General features: G+C 65.6%; 14 protein-coding genes and 4 tRNA genes. 6 read left to right on the top strand and 12 right to left on the bottom strand.

Going from position 1 to position 12624, the window contains the following annotated elements; genetic code table 11:
• The 5 genes from QOJ24_RS21300 to QOJ24_RS21280 form a co-directional block, all read right to left on the bottom strand.
• Positions 1–207 (bottom strand): hypothetical protein (locus tag QOJ24_RS21300; protein ID WP_526264853.1); only part of this gene is annotated, 207 nt, incomplete at its 3' end.
• The gene (locus QOJ24_RS21295) at positions 204–587 is read right to left on the bottom strand and encodes a hypothetical protein (protein ID WP_526264851.1); all 384 of its coding nucleotides are present in this window, start codon (positions 585–587) and stop codon (positions 204–206) included. The genes QOJ24_RS21300 and QOJ24_RS21295, both read right to left, overlap by 4 nt.
• Before the next feature lie 108 nt (positions 588–695).
• Positions 696–770 (bottom strand) — tRNA-Val (locus QOJ24_RS21290).
• A 9-nt stretch (positions 771–779) separates the two neighbouring features.
• Positions 780–853: transfer RNA gene (locus QOJ24_RS21285), tRNA-Cys, on the bottom strand.
• Between the two features lie 27 nt (positions 854–880).
• Positions 881–953: transfer RNA gene (locus QOJ24_RS21280), tRNA-Gly, on the bottom strand.
• A 204-nt stretch (positions 954–1157) separates the two neighbouring features.
• On the opposite strand from QOJ24_RS21280, the gene QOJ24_RS21275 reads away from it, so the two are divergent.
• Together QOJ24_RS21275 and QOJ24_RS21270 are read left to right on the top strand one after the other, a co-directional pair.
• Positions 1158–1229, top strand: a tRNA-Val gene (locus QOJ24_RS21275).
• Positions 1230–1288: 59 nt separating this feature from the next.
• Positions 1289–1906 (top strand): TRIC cation channel family protein, encoded by a 618-nt coding sequence (locus QOJ24_RS21270; protein ID WP_526264849.1) that lies wholly within the window; start codon positions 1289–1291, stop codon positions 1904–1906.
• Here the strand turns inward: QOJ24_RS21270 and QOJ24_RS21265 are convergent, their stop codons facing one another.
• On the bottom strand, positions 1907–2632 hold the full coding sequence (locus QOJ24_RS21265; RefSeq protein WP_526264847.1) for a cutinase family protein: 726 nt from the start codon (positions 2630–2632) through the stop codon (positions 1907–1909).
• A 91-nt stretch (positions 2633–2723) separates the two neighbouring features.
• On the opposite strand from QOJ24_RS21265, the gene QOJ24_RS21260 reads away from it, so the two are divergent.
• A complete protein-coding gene (locus QOJ24_RS21260; protein WP_526264845.1) occupies positions 2724–3515 on the top strand; it encodes an SDR family NAD(P)-dependent oxidoreductase in 792 nt (263 codons plus the stop codon).
• 4 nt (positions 3516–3519) lie between these two features.
• Here the strand turns inward: QOJ24_RS21260 and QOJ24_RS21255 are convergent, their stop codons facing one another.
• From QOJ24_RS21255 to QOJ24_RS21245, 3 genes are read right to left on the bottom strand one after another with little or no spacing between them, the layout of a single operon-like run.
• Positions 3520–4092 carry a DUF4333 domain-containing protein gene (locus QOJ24_RS21255; protein ID WP_526264843.1) on the bottom strand — a complete coding sequence of 191 codons (573 nt, stop codon included), beginning with the start codon at positions 4090–4092 and terminating at the stop codon, positions 3520–3522.
• Between the two features lie 12 nt (positions 4093–4104).
• The gene (locus QOJ24_RS21250; protein ID WP_526264841.1) at positions 4105–5544 is read right to left on the bottom strand and encodes a neutral zinc metallopeptidase; all 1440 of its coding nucleotides are present in this window, start codon (positions 5542–5544) and stop codon (positions 4105–4107) included.
• 35 nt (positions 5545–5579) lie between these two features.
• Positions 5580–7022 (bottom strand): aldehyde dehydrogenase, encoded by a 1443-nt coding sequence (locus QOJ24_RS21245; RefSeq protein ID WP_526264839.1) that lies wholly within the window; start codon positions 7020–7022, stop codon positions 5580–5582.
• Between the two features lie 229 nt (positions 7023–7251).
• On the opposite strand from QOJ24_RS21245, the gene QOJ24_RS21240 reads away from it, so the two are divergent.
• The 3 genes from QOJ24_RS21240 (at position 7252) to QOJ24_RS21230 (ending at position 11021) form a co-directional block, all read left to right on the top strand.
• Positions 7252–9015 carry a hypothetical protein gene (locus QOJ24_RS21240; protein WP_526264837.1) on the top strand — a complete coding sequence of 588 codons (1764 nt, stop codon included), beginning with the start codon at positions 7252–7254 and terminating at the stop codon, positions 9013–9015.
• Positions 9016–9175: 160 nt separating this feature from the next.
• Complete coding sequence (locus QOJ24_RS21235) at positions 9176–10252, top strand: NAD(P)H-dependent amine dehydrogenase family protein (RefSeq protein WP_526264835.1); 1077 nt, start codon at positions 9176–9178, stop codon at positions 10250–10252.
• Positions 10253–10283: 31 nt separating this feature from the next.
• Positions 10284–11021 carry a glucose 1-dehydrogenase gene (locus QOJ24_RS21230; RefSeq protein WP_526264833.1) on the top strand — a complete coding sequence of 246 codons (738 nt, stop codon included), beginning with the start codon at positions 10284–10286 and terminating at the stop codon, positions 11019–11021.
• A 9-nt stretch (positions 11022–11030) separates the two neighbouring features.
• Here the strand turns inward: QOJ24_RS21230 and QOJ24_RS21225 are convergent, their stop codons facing one another.
• From QOJ24_RS21225 to QOJ24_RS21215, 3 genes are read right to left on the bottom strand one after another with little or no spacing between them, the layout of a single operon-like run.
• Positions 11031–11372, bottom strand: a complete 342-nt coding sequence (locus QOJ24_RS21225; RefSeq protein ID WP_526264831.1) for a DUF3618 domain-containing protein — start codon at positions 11370–11372, stop codon at positions 11031–11033.
• Positions 11369–11770 (bottom strand): phage holin family protein, encoded by a 402-nt coding sequence (locus tag QOJ24_RS21220; RefSeq protein ID WP_526264829.1) that lies wholly within the window; start codon positions 11768–11770, stop codon positions 11369–11371. The genes QOJ24_RS21225 and QOJ24_RS21220 overlap by 4 nt, the downstream gene beginning before the upstream one ends.
• Positions 11771–11810: 40 nt before the next feature.
• Positions 11811–12545 (bottom strand): ANTAR domain-containing protein, encoded by a 735-nt coding sequence (locus QOJ24_RS21215; protein ID WP_526264827.1) that lies wholly within the window; start codon positions 12543–12545, stop codon positions 11811–11813.
• Positions 12546–12624: the final 79 nt, after the last annotated feature.

The raw sequence follows: 12624 nt of genomic DNA, 5'->3' as shown, positions 1-12624 counted from the left end.
TGTGCCACGAATGTACGACGAGATCACGGAACACCAGACCTGCGTTGCGGCCCAACCTGGTTCGGTCACGGCGTTAGCACTACCGCCTACAGTGCGCTCGCAGTAGTCCCCGTGCCCGCCGTCGCAGTCAGCCCATCCGCACGACACGATGCAGTGCGAATGGTTGGCGACCATCTTCTCCTGATGCCCGTTCACTGTGGCGGTCATCGCGCCGACCACCCATCCAGTTCGTCGGCCGCCGTGACAAGAACATCGGCCAAGCGGCGGGCGGCTTCCCCGGTGAGGCTGATGCCGGTTTCTGTTTGGCCGCCGTCCTCGACGTCGAAGGTGCATATGGAGATGTCGGGAGCGGAGTAGAACTCGTCCGATCCGTCCGCGATGCTTCCGTCGTCGTGCTGGAAGCCGCTGGCGCAGACGGCGAGGTCTTTGCCGTACTTCGTGCAGGCGACCACCTGGCGGTCCTCGCCTGCGAAGTACCGGTAGTACCGGCCGTCGTCGTCGTCCGGCTCCCATTCGTCGGTCCGTACGGCTTTGGCTGGCAGTGCAACTAGTGCCGGATGTGGAGGGGTTGTGGATGTGGTGGTCATGGCTAGCTACCTCTCGTGTCGGTTGCTAGCGCCCCGATTGACCAGTTCACATAGAGTTCATGCGGTCCGCATCTGGTCTGAGAAACTACCTCTGACCTGCATCGAACTTGGTGCGCGATACTGGGATTGAACCAGTGACCTCTTCCGTGTCAGGGAAGCGCTCTCCCGCTGAGCTAATCGCGCCTGAAACCTTGGAGGTGGAGACGGGAATCGAACCCGTGTGCACGGCTTTGCAGGCCGTTGCCTCACCACTCGGCCACTCCACCAATGGGGTTGATGCCACCGCACCTTCGAGCGGATGACGGGATTCGAACCCGCGACCCTCACCTTGGCAAGGTGATGCGCTACCAACTGCGCTACATCCGCACGCCACGGGCGAGATCGTCGCCCGTCGCGAAGGACGACGATAGTCCACCGCAGCGGAGCCACACAAATCCCTTCCGCCACCGGTGAGCGCCACCTCAGACGATTCGACGCTACCTGGTTCCCGCGCCTTTGCTGAGTGATTCCTGGACATCGACTGCGTTCCGGTGGCCGTGCGGTTGCGTGCTAATCTTCGACGTCGTCCCCGGTCTCGTAGCTCAGGGGGAGAGCGTCCGCCTCACACGCGGAAGGTCACTGGTTCGATCCCAGTCGGGACCACTCCAACCCACATCTCGGATGCCATCGTGGGGTCTCCAAACCGGGTTACGGTTCGACCCGTGTTGCAGACAATTCTCAACTTCGCCGGAATCGCGGTGTTCTCGGCTTCAGGGGCAGTGGTCGGAGTGCGCAAAGGCTTCGATCTGTTCGGGATAGCGGTCATGGGTGTGCTGACGGGCGTCGGCGGAGGAATCCTTCGCGACCTGCTCCTCGACATCAGCCCGCCGTACTCGATTCAGCATTGGGGGAACATGACCGTCGCTCTCGGTGCCGTCGCACTTGGCACGGTCTTCGCCAACGTCGTCATTCGCCTGAACACCGGCATCCTTGTGCTCGACGCGTTCGGCATGGGCTTCTTCGCCACCTCCGGTGCCGCCCTGGCGGTCGACAACGGCGCCAGCTGGTTCGCCGCGTGCCTGCTGGGCATGCTGTCGGCGATCACGGGCAGCATCATCCGAGATGTTCTGGCCCGCGACATTCCGATGGTGATGGGACCCGACGACCTGTATGCCATCCCGGCGATGCTCGGAGCGATCACCTACGTCGGCGTCGACTACGTCGCAGAGCAATGGGTCGCGTTGGTCGTGGGCACCGTGCTGGCCACCGCGTTACGGTTGGCGGCGGCCATGATCTTTCACTGGCGCCTGCCGACCGGGCCACGCGAACTGATCAACTGATTACAGCCGCGCGGTGAGAGCGTGCGCCGCGAAATCGGCTGCCTGGTCGGCCATTCCGTTGCTCCTGTAGGCGCTGTGGGCGGAGCGGTCACTGCCACCGGGGAAGCAGATCGGGTCTCCGGTATTGCACAGCTCGAGGGTCTTGGCCGTATACAGATGACCGATGGTGATCGGCGGTGCGTCGTGCGCGACCAGATTCAGAAACCAGTCCGACGGAGTGCCGAACAACACGACGGCCGCGACGTGCGAGGCGACCGCGGGCGGCAGCGTGCCTGCGACGCCGTCGGGCAGGGCAATCCCGGCCGGAACTGTGTCAGTGGTGGTGTAGCCGGCCACGGCCGCGCCCTGCGAGTAGCCACCCAGCACGATCTGGGTGTTCGCGCAGTTGGCTGCGATCGCCTCGACTTTGTTGGCGGCGTCGGCAATGCCACTCGCGGCGGCCTGGAAGTCCAGCGACGCCGGGTAGTTGACGCCGTAGGCCTCGACGGTCTTGCCGCTGAGGCGCGCGTTCAGCGAGTCGACGAACGCCTGCCCGGTCGCTCCGACGCCAGGCGCCTCGAACGTACCGCGGGCAAAGACGACCTCCACGTCCGAACACGAGGAGTCTCCGGCGGCCGACGCGAGTCCGCTGGCCTGCGGCCCGATGAGTGCCGCGACGGAAACGACGGCGGCTGCCAGCCAGCGCAGCGTGCGGGGCGTTGGTGTGACAAATCTGCGGCTGCGCATCGTCGGCTCTTTTCGGTTGGTCAAGATCGCTCAATGCATGAGAGAACCCGCAGACAGCCCGAATTCATCCCTCGCGGTTAATGTGATCGCCGTGACAGAACAAAGAGACCGAGCCCATTCGCGCACCTTTGTCGTCACCGGCGCGGCATCGGGAATCGGCCTTGCCAGCGCACAACGCCTACTCGCCGAAGGCGGCACCGTCATCGGCGCCGACGTGAATGAACCGCCCGACCTCGGCGAGCGGTTCACGTTCGTCGCGGCCGACGTGTCCGACGAATCTGCGGTCGCCGACGTGTTCGCCGCCGTCGGCGGCCGACTCGACGGCGTCGTTCACGCTGCAGGCATCGCCAGCGGCGGTCCGGTCCACCTACTCGACAAGGCCGAGTGGGACCGGGTGATCGCGATCAACCTCACCGGGACCTTCCTGGTCGCCAAGGCCGCACTGACCGCGATGATCAAGCAACCACGAGCGGATGGCGAGCGTGGGTCGATCGTCACCCTCGCCAGCGTCGAAGGCCTCGAAGGGACTGCGGGTGGCAGCGGCTACAACGCGTCGAAGGGAGGTGTCGTGCTGCTCACCAAGAACATCGCACTCGATTACGGTCCCAGCGGCATCCGCGCCAACGCCGTCTGTCCCGGCTTCATCGCAACGCCGATGCTGGACAGCGTGTTTCGCCTTGACGGAATGTCTGGCCCGCTGGACTCGATCACGCACGAGCACGCCCTTGCGCGACTCGGCAGGCCCGAGGAGATCGCCGCCATGGCGGCGTTCCTGGTGTCTCCCGATGCCTCGTTCGTGACGGGTCAGGCGATCGCCGTCGACGGCGGCTATACCGCAGGCCGCGACCACGGGGTGGTTGCACTCTTCGGCCTACCGGAGTGAATCGTTATCGAGGCCGGTCGACCTCGTAGGTGCCGTTGTCGTCGGAAAAAGCCACCAGCACTTGACGTTTGCGACCGTCGACGATCACGTCGCACGTGAAGGTGCCGCCCTTCTTGATCTGTGGGTCTTCACCGTTGTTGCAGACGACGTCGGTGACGCTGGTGACGCCGTAGCCGTCGGCGGGGTCCAGCAGTATCCGCTGAACGCCGGCCTCGGCCTTGGACACCTTGAGCACCTTGCCTTTCAGCACGTCGAATTGCGACAGCCCGAACACGATTCCGATGGCGGCCGCCGATATCGCGATGACGCCGACGGCGATCAACAGCGCGACCTGTCCGCCCTTGCGGCGGCTGGATACCGCTTTCCCATGCCGGTTCCTGGCCGGTTCGTTGTGCCGGTGGGGCGCTGAGCCGGGTCGGGGTGCCAGCGTCGGTGGCGACGCCGGCGGCGGCGGTGGTGGAGGCCGCGATGGTCGTGCCGGGGGTCGCCGGGCCGGCATCGGTGGCGGCGGAACACGTGTGTTGGCGTTCTTCCACCACGGTTCCTCCGCGGGTCTGGGCTCCCGCGGTCCGCTCACGTGCCGATTCTCTCAGGCGAACCGTTGATAGCAATCGTCGGCATTGCCGAGGAGACCGGTGCGAAAGGCGAGTATCCGGGTGAATCCGGATGGTACGGGTGTCCCATTGACATCGGTGGCCACTATCGGGTTGGTCAGCAGACCCGAGACTGCTTCGTCGAGATCACCGGCACCGAGCACCAGCTGGTTGCCCGACGGCCCGCGGATCGGGTCGGCCATCTTCCGCTGCGCGACACCGGTCAGGCAGGCGGTGCGCATCGCGGCCGCCGGTGTGTTCAGCGCCAGGCCTTTTTTCTGCTGCAGGGCAAGGACGTAACGCGACGTCACCATCGACAGTGCGGTGTTGTCACCCTGCAACAGCACGAAGTCGCTCTCGTCGGCGGGCGCGCCGATTTGACGAAGCGTGGGCAGGTCGACGCCGATGGTATTGGTGTCGGCGCAGTAAGCGACCGGCTGTTGTTGGGTCGCTGAGCAGCCCTCGCCCGTTGTGGAGAGCGTCGGCGGGTTCGCCGGGGCGAAGATCTGATCCAACAGCTCCATCAGGGTCGACAATGTCTGCTCGTCGATCGTGATATCGCTCTGCGGGCTGGCCGGATCGAACAACGACGGCGGAAGATTGCCGCGGCGCTGCTCGATCTCGCCGGAATCCATTGCGGCGCAACCATCGACGCCAACGTCGAATCCCGTCTGGAACGCGCTCACCCGGTCGAGGGCGGTGCCGTGCGACGGCGGATCGAGCGACATGGTGTCGAATGTCGAGACCGGATCGCGCCCGGCGATCGCACCCGCCATCACCTGATCGAGGGCGCGCGTGGTGTTGATGCTGAATCGGGACGAGTGGCCCTCGGCCACCCAGCGCATGTAGACGCCTGCCATGCAGTCGGCCTGCTGTTCGCGAACCAGAATCGACGACTTCTGCTCGCCGACCAGCCCCGCGCGTGTCTGCAGTGCGTGACCGTACTCGTGGGCCAGCAGCCCGTTGATCGTCATGTCGCCGAAGAACTCCTTGGCCACGGGCATCAGATCGACTCTGTCCCAGGCGATCAGGTCATCGGGTGCGCAATACAGCGCGTTGAAGTCGAATGCGCTGGCCTGTTCACCGCAGATCGTGTCCGAAGTCCTCGGATCGACCGACACGAGCCGGGACACCGGTGTGAAGGTGCCCGCGAATGCGTCCGAGTAATGCTGCGACCAGAAATCCTCGATGTCGTCCACTGCCGACAACGCCTCGCGGTCGATCTGCCCGTCGTCGGTGTTCTGCACCCGGTCGGCGGCCGATGGCGGTACCGTGCGGAGTCCGCTTGGCCCATCGGAGGTCGGCAGACCAGCGACCCGATAAGGGTCATAGCGCATGGAGACGGCACGCCCGTCGACAGCAGTCGCCTGGCTGCATCCGGCCAGGGTGACCGCCACACACGCGGCGGCGACGCCGAGCCGGACGTATGCAGTCACAACGTGACGGTACCGGCAGCTTCTCGGCAGCTCGCCTAGCTCGGGTAGATGATCGACTGGTACTCGATGTAGGGATCGACGCCCTCGGGCCCGCACTCGCGTCCGAGGCCGGACTTCTTGAAGCCACCGAACGGGGACTTGAAGTCAAGGAGCAGGCCCGAGTTCACCGGGACGGTGCCCGTGCGCAGGCGTGCCGCGACCTCGGCGCCGTGGTCGACGTCGGCGGTCCACACCGAACCCGACAGCCCGTACTCCGAATCGTTGGCGATGCGGACGGCGTCGTCTTCGGTCTCGTACGGAATGACCGACAGCACAGGACCGAAGATCTCTTCACGCGCGATCCGCATCGCGTTGTCGACGTCGTAGAAGAGCGTCGGTTCTATGAACCAGCCCTTCTCCAGATGCGCCGGCCTACCGCCGCCGACCGCAACTTTGGCGCCCTGCGCCTTGCCCGACTCCAGCATGCCGACGATCTTGTCCCGTTGCCGTTCTGCCACAACGGGACCGACCGCGGTGGCGGGATCGTTGGGGTCGCCGACCGCCATCGCACCCACGCCGGCGGTCAGTGCGTCGACCATCTCCTGATAGCGCGATTGCGGCGCGAGGATGCGGGTCTGCGCGGCGCAGGCCTGCCCGTTGTTCATCATTCCCGACATGATGATGTTCTGCAGGTGCGCGTCGAGGTCGACATCGTCGAGGAGGATCGCCGCGGACTTGCCTCCGAGTTCGAGCGTCACGCGTTTGATCTGCGCGCCGCACAGCTCGCCGATGCGGGCGCCCGTCGCCGTCGAACCGGTGAAGCTGACCTTGTCGACGCCTGGGTGGATGACGATGTGCTCGCTGGCTTCGCGCGACGCCGTGACGATGTTGATCACGCCAGGCGGAATCCCGGCCTCGAGGACCGCCTCGGCGAGCAGGTACGGGTCGAGCGCCGTCTCGGGCGCCGGCTTGAGCACCATCGTCGACCCCGACGCGAGGCACGGCCCGAGCTTCATCGCCATGATGTAGAGCGGCACGTTCCACGGAATGATCCCCGCCGCGACGCCGACGGGTGCCCGGCGCACCACGACCTTCTGGCCCATGGCACCGACACGCTCGTCAGTCCACGGATAGCTGCGCGCGATGTCGGCGTAGATGTCGAGAACCATGGTGGCCGCGAACACCTGCATACCCAGCGACTGCGACGCGGGGGACCCGTTCTCGTTGGTGACGACGTCGGCGATCTGCGCTCCACGCTTCTGCAGTGCCTGCGACAGCGCGGCAATCGCATCTGCCCGTTCGTCCGGCGTCGAGTTGGGCCACGGGCCGTTGTCGAACGCATCGCGGGCCGCGGCGACGGCCCGGTCGATGTCGGCCGGTGATCCGTCCGGCGTGCGCGCGTATACCTCTTCGGTGATCGGAGAGATGACGTCGATGGTGCGGTTGGTGGCGGGCGCCACCCATTCGTTTCCGATGAACAGCCGGTCCCGCGTCTCCATGGCAGCACTCCGATCGCGTTTGGGTACGAGCGGAATCCTACGGCTGTAACGCATCCGGATCGGGAGCGATTGAACTGTTGGAACCGGATCGTCGCCCCGCCACAAGCGGCGCTTCGGCTACACAAGCACCGCGGCGCCTGCTGGCCCACTTCCAGTGTCGGGGGAGATGGCTGCATAGCAGCGGTGGCGGCCACCCGCCATCTCTGAGAGCAGAGGAGTCGATACCTACATGCGTGCCCCCATCAAGAATTGCTTCCGTCGTAGCACCGTCGCTGTGCTGGCGTCGGGGGTCGTCATCTCCATGAGCGCACTCACCGGGGGAGTCGCGCCCGCCTTGGCCAAACCGGATCACAGCGATCCGGGCATTCCGATCATCCCAACGCCCGAAATCATCGTTCCGGAGGCGCCCCAGGTCGCGCCCGAACAAGAAGCACCGCGTGCGCCGAAGGAACAACCGGCCCCGCAGAAGGTCGAAGCTCCGCCCCAGCAGTTGGCGCCGGCTCCCGAGATCGCCGCCCCCGCCGCTCCTGCGCCGCAGGTGCAGGCGCCGCCCGAGGTCCAGGCACCGCAACCCCAGCCCGTGGCGCCCGCACCGCCGATTCAGGCGCCGGCGCCGAAGAAGGAGGCGCCCAAGGCCGTCGAGGCGCCCAAGGTCGTGGAGGCGCCCAAAGCCGACCCGCCCAAGGTTGTGGAGGCACCCAAGGTCGTGGAGGCACCCAAGGCCGACCCACCCAAGGCAAATGCGCCGACGGTCGACGCGCCCGGCGGCGACGCGCCGAAGGCCGACGCGCCGAGGGTCGATGCACCGAAGGTGGACGCACCCGCTTCAGCTCCCGCGGTGGATCCACCTGCCGGGCCGGGCGACGCGCAGCAGGGTGCGCAGGCTCCGAAGAACCTTGTGCCCGGGAAGAAGCCAGACGCCGGCGGCAGCGCCGCCGACCAAAAGCAGGCACCGGCAGCCGACGAGGCACAGAGCGGCCCGCCGACCGCATCAAAGGCCGCGCAGCGGATTGCGACGGCGGAACCCGAGACGCTGACGGCCCCCGAGGCGGACGTCCAGCTCGCCAAGAAGGCGGATCCGATCGAAGTGAAGCCGGAGCCGGCGTCGAAGCAAGACGTCGACTTGCTGGCCAGCGCGATCAACCTGCAGAGCAAGCAGAAGCTCGGACCGTTCGAGTCCGAAATCGGTGCGGGGTCTGATTTCTCGATCGGAGGACGCGATCGCGACCGGGAGCACGGCCGCGACTGGGACAACAAGTTCTGGGACAAGAAGGTTCGTCAGTGGGATCGAAACTGGATCGAATACGACCGGTACTACCGGCCGATCATCTTCAATCCTTTCCGGGCTCCGGTGCGGATCGTCTACGCGCTCGCGAACGTCACGCGGATTCTGGTCATTCAGCCTCTCGCGAGGGTCGTCGTCGATGTGGCCGAGTTGGCTGCGTACAGCTTCACGGCTGTCGTACTGGGCGCGGCGAACGTGGTTTCCGACGTGGCGAACGTTGCAGCCGACGTGGTGAACGTCGCGGTCGGAACGTTCTTCGGTGGCGGTTACGTCCCGGCCATCGGGGCGCCGTTCGTGCCGCCGCCACCGCTGTTGCGCTACGACAACGTGCCGGTTCAGGTGCGGTACTCGGACGCGACATACCAGCCGTTCCGGGTCAACCAGATCGTCGACCTCGGCGACGACGTGCAGTACGGCGGGCGCAAGGTGTTGCTCGACGGAGCCACGCCGGCATGGGGGCAGTGGACCACATCGCCGACAGGCGAGCGCCAGTTCGAGGTCCATCGCACGCAGCAGTACCCCGGATTGGGCGAACCCCAGGAAGCGCCGCTGCCCGGCGACTATCGGATGCAGTTGGCGTCTGACGAGTCCGCCGATCTCGATCGCTCGCAGATGTACCTGATCGCCGCAGCCGGTCTGGTCGCCGGCCTTGGCTTCGGTGCCCTCGGTCTGGCCTTCGCCCTCGGGCGCAGGCGGCGGGTGACGTAGTTACGCCAGCTGGAGTGCTGGACAACTGTCCGGCACTCCAGCTGATCCCGGGGGTCGATCACCAGCCGCAGTCAGTGCACGTCTATGACCTGCCTTGTTTGTCGCGGGCCGCATCCGATAAGTTGGACAGCTGTCCAGCCGCGGCCTTGAGGAGACAGCAATGGCGATTCGCGTCGCACACATCGGCACCGGCAACGCAGGACGTATCGCGCTCAACCACCTGATCAGCGATCCCCGCTTCGAACTGACCGGCGTCTGGGTGTCCTCGGACGCCAAAGTCGGCAAGGACGCGGGCGAACTCGCCGGACTCGATACGTCGACGGGCATCGCCGCGACCAATGATCTGGACGCGCTGTTGGCCACCGAACCCGACTGCGCCGTCTACTGCGCAATGGGCGACAACCGGATACCCGAGGCGGTGACCGACGTTCTCCGCATCCTCACCGCAGGAGTCAACGTCGTCGGAACGTCTCCCGGCGTCTTCCAGTATCCGTGGGGCGTCATGCCCGACAAGTACATCGCGCCCATCGAAGATGCTGCGCGGCAAGGTAATTCAAGTCTTTTCATCTCCGGGGTGGATCCTGGCTTCGCTAACGACCTCATTCCGTTCGCGATCGCAAGCACCTGCCAGCGCCTCGAACAGGTCCGGTGCATGGAGATCGCCGACTACGCCACGTATGACGGCTCCACCGTGATGTTCGACGTGATGGGCTTCGGGTGGACGCTCGACGAGACGCCGATGTTGTTGCAGCCCGGCGTGCTCGGGATGGCATGGGGGACGACGATCCGCCAACTGTCGGCGGGCTTCGGCATCGAGGTCGACGAAATCAAGGACTCGTGCACGCGGATCCCTGCGCCGGAGGCTTTCGACGTCGCGGCCGGCCACATCCCCAAAGGCGGGCAGGCCGCGTTGCGTTTCGAGATCATCGGGCTGGTCAAGGGCAAGCCCGTCATCGTCATCGACCACGTCACCCGGCTTCGCGAAGACCTGGCGCCGGACTGGCCGCAGCCCGCACAGCCGGGCGGGTCCTACCGGGTGGAGATCGTCGGCGAGCCGTCGTACACCGTCGACATCTGCCCGACCAGCCGCAGGGGTGACCACAACTACGCCGCCATCGCGGCCGGCGCAGGCAGGGTGGTCAACGCGATTCCCGCGGTGGTGGCCGCACCACCGGGCATCAGGACGACACTGGACCTTCCACTGATCACCGGCAAGGGACTGTTCGACGTCAATTAGTGCGCACGACAACGACAAAGGAGAACACCGCATGGGACGCGTCGACGGCAAGGTTGCGCTCATCAGTGGCGGCGCACGGGGGATGGGTGCCGCGCATGCGCGGATGCTGGTCGCAGAGGGCGGCAAGGTCGTCATCGGCGACATCCTCGACGCCGAGGGCAAGGCGGTGGCCGACGAGATCGGCGACAGCGTGCGCTACGTGCACCTCGACGTCACACAGCCCGACCAGTGGCAGGCCGCGGTCGAAACCGCCGTCAGCGAGTTCGGCAAGCTCAACGTGCTGGTGAACAACGCGGCGATCGTCGCGCTCGGCCCGCTCAAAAAGTTCGATCTGGACGAATGGCAAAAGGTCATCGACGTCAACCTGACAGGCACGTTCCTCGGCATGCGCGCCGCGGTGCAACCGATGATCGACGCGGGCGGCGGGTCGATCATCAACGTGTCATCGATCGAGGGCCTGCGCGGCGCGCCGTTCGTGCATCCCTATGTGGCGTCGAAATGGGCGGTGCGCGGACTGGCGAAGTCGGCGGCACTCGAGTTGGCGCCCAAGAACATTAGGGTGAATTCGGTGCACCCCGGCTTCATCCGGACCCCGATGACCGCGCACCTTCCCGAGGACATGGTCACCATCCCGCTCGGCCGTCCCGCCGAGCCGGAGGAGGTGTCGACGTTCATCGTCTTTTTGGCCAGCGACGAGTCGTCCTACTCCACGGGCAGCGAATTCATCATGGACGGCGGTCTTGTCACCGCCGTGCCGAGCAAGGCCTAGCCGAGAGGCTCAGCGGCGTCGCCGCCACAGCAACCACACCAGCACAGCCGTACCGGCGACGACCAACGTCGCAGTCGGAACGGTGACCTTCGCCCGACCGTCGTCGAGCGTCGCGTGCTGAACCGCGTGCGCCTTGTCCAGGACGGCCTCCTTGGTGTCGGCGGCCTTCTCGGCGACGCGCTCCTTCGTCTCGGCGGCCTTGTCTCTCGTCCGTTGTTTGACATCCATCTTGGCGCTCAAGGCCTCGACGGTCTGACCGAGTTCTTTTCGCGTCTCCGCGATGTCTGATTGAATCTCGTCGATGTCCGCCTCGGGGCCGGGTTCCGGACGGGCGGCTTGCGGCTGGCTCATTGGCGTGCTTCCTTAAGTTCCTTGATGTCGGCCTTGACGCTCTCGGCACTCTCGGCCACCGGCGGGGCGATCTCCTCCGCCTGCTTGCGACTGAACAACGCGGCGATACCGGCGCCGATGAACAGCACCACGGCCACAATGACGGCGGCCGCCCACACGGGCAGGACCAGCGCCAACGCGGCCACTGCGGCGGCGATCAAGGTCATCAGCCCGATGACGGCCAGCAGTCCCGCGGCGCTGATGAGACCCGCGCCGACACCTGCATGCTTCACCGACTGCTGAAGCTCTTTCTGCGCCAGTCGCATTTCGTCACGGACAAGTCGCGATGTTTGCGCCGACAACTGACCCATGAGCTCGCCGATCGACGCGTCGGCGGCCGGTTTCGATTCCACACTCATGCGCAGTTGATTGCCCGCCGCGTTTGAGACGAAACCCCCGCTATTCGATCGAGGACTGCTGCTTTTCGATCAAATCGGCGGCGATCTGAATCAACGGCGTATTGGAATCCTGCGAAAGCTTGCGCAAAAGATCGAAGGCTTGGATGGCGTTGACGCCGTAGCGCTCCATCAGCATGCCCTTGGCCTGACCGATGACATCACGGCTTGTCAGTGCCCTCTTGAACTGCTCATCGCGCCGTGCCGCGTTCCATGCCACCGAGGAGTGCGCCGCGAAGACCAACCCGATCTCACGTGTCTGTGGGCCGAACGCATGAGCTATCTCGGCATAGACATTGAGGGCGCCCATCTGTTCGCCCGCGATCCACATCTGGAAGGCCATCACCGAACGAATCGGCGTCTCCGTCAACGCGTCCCGCGCATACAGCGGAAACCGTTCGTCTGTCGTCAAATCGGCGACGTGGATGATTTTCTCCTCCCACGCCGCGGTCAGGCACGGACCCTCGCCGTGGCGCTGCTGGATCTCGTCGAGCAGCAGCGGCCACTTGTGCGTCGTCGCCGGGGTGTCGATCTGCTTCGCGTTGCGGGTGACGGTAACGCCTGCGTACTCCGCACCGGGGATCTCAACGGCGGCGTGCTCGGCCAGCTCGGCGATGACGGTGTCAGAGTCCGTATCGGGCCTGCCGTACAGATCCTGGACGATCTGCGCAATACGAAGGTGGGTTGCATCCACCTCGCCAGAATCACTCACCGAGATTTTCCGATCCTCGAGCTCCATTGGGTTAAGGCTAACCCCCAGGTGAGGCGGAGGCGGCACGGACGGCAAGCGGCGTCACAATCGGCGCGCGATGACCCGC

Source organism: Mycobacterium sp. (assembly GCF_032159775.1).
Classification (GTDB): domain Bacteria; phylum Actinomycetota; class Actinomycetes; order Mycobacteriales; family Mycobacteriaceae; genus Mycobacterium.
The sequence above is the reverse complement of the archived record's forward strand: the minus strand, read 5'-3'. Positions and strand labels throughout refer to the sequence as shown.

What these genes read in the sequence shown, in the direction of transcription:
- QOJ24_RS21245 (WP_526264839.1), bottom strand. Translation starts at nt 7,022, where the DNA reads ATGGAGACGCGGGACCGGCTGTTCATCGGAAACGAATGGGTGGCGCCC.
- QOJ24_RS21295 (WP_526264851.1), bottom strand. Translation starts at nt 587, where the DNA reads ATGACCACCACATCCACAACCCCTCCACATCCGGCACTAGTTGCACTG.
- QOJ24_RS21230 (WP_526264833.1), top strand. Translation starts at nt 10,284, where the DNA reads ATGGGACGCGTCGACGGCAAGGTTGCGCTCATCAGTGGCGGCGCACGG.
- QOJ24_RS21220 (WP_526264829.1), bottom strand. Translation starts at nt 11,770, where the DNA reads ATGAGTGTGGAATCGAAACCGGCCGCCGACGCGTCGATCGGCGAGCTC.
- QOJ24_RS21235 (WP_526264835.1), top strand. Translation starts at nt 9,176, where the DNA reads ATGGCGATTCGCGTCGCACACATCGGCACCGGCAACGCAGGACGTATC.
- QOJ24_RS21215 (WP_526264827.1), bottom strand. Translation starts at nt 12,545, where the DNA reads ATGGAGCTCGAGGATCGGAAAATCTCGGTGAGTGATTCTGGCGAGGTG.
- QOJ24_RS21225 (WP_526264831.1), bottom strand. Translation starts at nt 11,372, where the DNA reads ATGAGCCAGCCGCAAGCCGCCCGTCCGGAACCCGGCCCCGAGGCGGAC.
- QOJ24_RS21265 (WP_526264847.1), bottom strand. Translation starts at nt 2,632, where the DNA reads ATGCGCAGCCGCAGATTTGTCACACCAACGCCCCGCACGCTGCGCTGG.
- QOJ24_RS21240 (WP_526264837.1), top strand. Translation starts at nt 7,252, where the DNA reads ATGCGTGCCCCCATCAAGAATTGCTTCCGTCGTAGCACCGTCGCTGTG.